General features: G+C 43.1%; 2 protein-coding genes. Both read left to right on the forward strand.

Annotated elements, in window-relative coordinates:
* The first annotated feature begins 435 nt into the window (after positions 1-435).
* Entirely contained in the window at positions 436-2,067 is a 1,632-nt protein-coding gene (locus AACT21_RS07750; protein WP_026027984.1) for a methyl-accepting chemotaxis protein, read from the forward strand.
* A gap of 54 nt (positions 2,068-2,121) precedes the next feature.
* Complete coding sequence (gene alr, locus AACT21_RS07755) at positions 2,122-3,345, forward strand: alanine racemase (RefSeq protein ID WP_013856786.1); 1,224 nt, start codon at positions 2,122-2,124, stop codon at positions 3,343-3,345.
* Positions 3,346-3,549 lie beyond the last annotated feature (204 nt).

The raw sequence follows: 3,549 nt of genomic DNA on the forward strand, positions 1-3,549 counted from the left end.
AAAATAGGGATGATAAATTTTAAGTAAGGACGCACCATATAAACTCTTCCTGAGTACTCATAGAAACGATAATTAGAGGTGTACTTGAATCTCGAACAACGTTGCCATTATGTTACAGTTACTCAGCAAAAAGTTTGGTGTTAGATCAATGAACAACGATTACCACTAAGGCAAATACTCAGAATGAGGGGTCGCTTGCAAATCCTCTCACCACTCTTAGGTGTTAAACCAATAATCAACCACCCTCACATCATTAAAATTAATCGTTTTATCTTTGCACAATCAAACATCTGCTACTTTAATAGTATAGGTATCGTCAATTTATAGATAACATGATAATATCCGCGACCAATTAGGATGTAGATCACATTGTCGGTAAATGGATGTTGTTCGCTCAAGCGACTTTTGACAAAAACAATCAAAGGTAACTCATTCATGTTTTTAAAAAATCTATCCATCAGACAGAAAATTGCAGGCTCATTTAGCCTCATCGCTTTAATCAACATCCTCTTCGCTTGGTTTTTATATAGCGAACTCCAAGAAGTCAAAAGTCAGTTGGTGAATTTTGCCGACGATACACTGCCTGCACTACAACACGTAGATTCAATGGGAGATAAACTCTCCTATTGGCGTCGTACGCAGTTTGCTTCCTTGCTCACCGATGATATAAACGAAGTGAAACAACGCCTAGTGACTAGCCGTCAATTACAACAAGAGGTTGATGCAGGTTTAAAACAGTATGGTAAAAGTGTTTGGCCAGGCGAAGAAGAGCAGACATTTAGAAAACTGATGAGTAACTGGGATAGTTATATAAACATTGTGACTCAGTTTAATCAGGCTTTAGAAAGCAATAATAAAAGCGATGCCCACAAACTACTGAATCAATCGCTTGAAACTTTCACGAAAATTGAAGCCGACATAAAAACGCTGATTGGCATCTTGCAAAAAGCAATGGATGGCAACAAAAGCTATATTCTTAAAGCAGTTGACACACTGAACACTTCATCAAGTATCAGTAATGTTTCCATTATCGTCGTCATGGTCATTATCACCCTCTTCTTGACTCGCATAATTTGTGGGCCTTTGCGTTTGGTTGTTGACCAAGCGAACGCGATTGCAGAAGGTAACTTAGCAAAACAGATCGATCGTAATGCTATTGGCAATGACGAATTAGGTGAACTTGCCGATGCCTCACAAAAGATGCAGAACAATTTACGTCAACTGATCGAAGAGATCATCTCCGCTGTAACACAACTGAGCAGTGCTGTGGAAGAGATGAGTCAAATTTCCAATATCTCAGCTCAAGGTATGAAAGAGCAGCAATATCAGATCACACAAGTCGCAACAGCGATGACGCAAATGAAAGCCGCAGTGGCCGATGTAGCACGCAACACGGAAGACTCAGCATCACAAGCAAGTAGTGCCAACACTAAAGCCAAAGAGGGTGCGACAGACAATGCCGCGATGGTGAGCTCCATTCAACAAGTGGCTACAATTATTGGTCAGGCTGGCGAAACCGTTGCAAATTTAGAACAACAATCCACACAAATTAACGTGGTACTTGACGTTATTCGTAACATCGCTGAGCAAACAAACCTATTGGCACTGAACGCTGCGATTGAAGCAGCCCGCGCTGGTGAATCTGGCCGAGGCTTTGCTGTTGTTGCCGATGAAGTGCGCACCCTTGCGGGAAGAACTCAAGCTTCAACTGGCGAAATCACAACCATTATTGAAAAATTACAAACCATGGCAGGCGAAGCAAAAGAAGCAACCGAACGTTCGCGCGTCAGCATTGACTCTTGCGTCGTTCAAGGAACCCACTCGCAGCAATTGATGGTTTCAATTGAAAACTCAGTAGCTCAAATTGCGGATATGGGAACACAAATCGCCAGTGCTTGTAGTGAACAAGATTCCGTTGCCGATGAACTAAGCCGCAACATTGAAAATATCCATACGGCTTCACAAGAAGTCGCGCAGGGTTCAGAACAAACGGCGCAAGCTTGCCACGAACTCAGTCAATTATCGGTCACATTGCAAGACGCAATGGGGCGTTTCAAACTTAACTAAAATAGAGTCAGCCCCTAACGGGGCTTTCTTGTTTTTACTTACCTAGGAGATAGAATGAATTTCAAAGCCTCTTTTCTTACACTGTCAATTGCCATGGCTTTACCCTCTTTTTCAGCGACTTCTGCACCTTTAAGCCTTAACGTCAGTGAGCCTTCTATACAAGAAATTCAGCAATCCAATACTTGGCTTGAGATCGATCTTGGCCAATTCAAACAAAATATTGAGCAGTTTAAGAGCCACATCAACAGCCAAACTAAAATTTGCGCCGTGATGAAGGCAGATGCTTACGGCAACGGTATTCGCGGTTTAATGCCAACTATTCTCGCGCAAGGGATCCCTTGTATCGCAATTACCAGTAATGCAGAGGCTAGAGCCGTACGTGAGAGCGGGTTTAAAGGCCAGTTGATGCGTGTTCGCTCTGCGAGCATTGATGAAATCGCACAAAGTGTCGAGTTAGATATCGAAGAGCTAATCGGTAGTAAAATACAAGCTGAGCAACTCGCTCAGCTAAGCCAGCAAAAAGGTAAAACGATAAGAGTACATTTGGCATTAAATGATGGCGGTATGGGACGCAATGGTATCGATATGTCAACCGATGCAGGAAAACAAGAATCGATTGCGATTGCTACTCAAAGTGGCATACAAATTGTTGGGATAATGACGCATTTCCCCAATTACAATCCAGACGAAATCCGCAGCAAGTTGGCCAGTTTTAATACCAATTCAGCTTGGTTGATTCAGCAAGCAAACCTAAAACGCGATGAACTGATTTTGCATGTTGCCAACTCCTACACTGCTCTCAATGTACCAGAAGCACAACTTGATATGGTACGTCCTGGCGGCGTCCTATATGGCGACTTACCAACTAACCCGGAATATCCGTCAATCGTCTCATTCAAAACACGTATTGCGTCATTGCATCATCTTCCTAAAGGAAGCACTGTTGGCTATGACAGTACATACCGCGTAACCAAAGAGAGTGTTTTGGCAAATCTGCCTGTTGGCTATTCAGATGGTTACCCAAGAAAAATGGGCAATCGCGGTGACGTATTGATTAACGGTCAACGAGCAAAGGTGGTTGGAGTAACTTCAATGAACACCACATTGGTTGACGTAACCGATGTGAAAGGCGTCCTTCCTAATCAGGAAGTCACCTTGTTTGGCGCGCAAAAGCAAGGCCGAATCACTGTCAGTGAGCTGGAAGAAAATGCAGAGCTCATATTCCCTGAACTGTATACGATTTGGGGAACGGCAAACCCTCGTTTCTACATCCACTAAGCCAAGCCCACTTATTTATCTTTTGGTCCGTGAGTGTTTTGCACTCACGGTATCCCCTTTTAATTCACCGCTCGTTGTTCCTATTAACCCCTTTATTTTTCAGGCATAATCGGCTCGTTCCTTTTATTTCATATGGATGCGCATGCGACCGATTAAATCCCCTATATTCTTGGCTGTGTTAACTCTACTCTTGGCCATGACCAC

The sequence above is a fragment of the Vibrio sp. V08_P9A1T1 genome (assembly GCF_963874405.1).
In the GTDB taxonomy this organism is placed as follows: domain Bacteria; phylum Pseudomonadota; class Gammaproteobacteria; order Enterobacterales; family Vibrionaceae; genus Vibrio; species Vibrio anguillarum.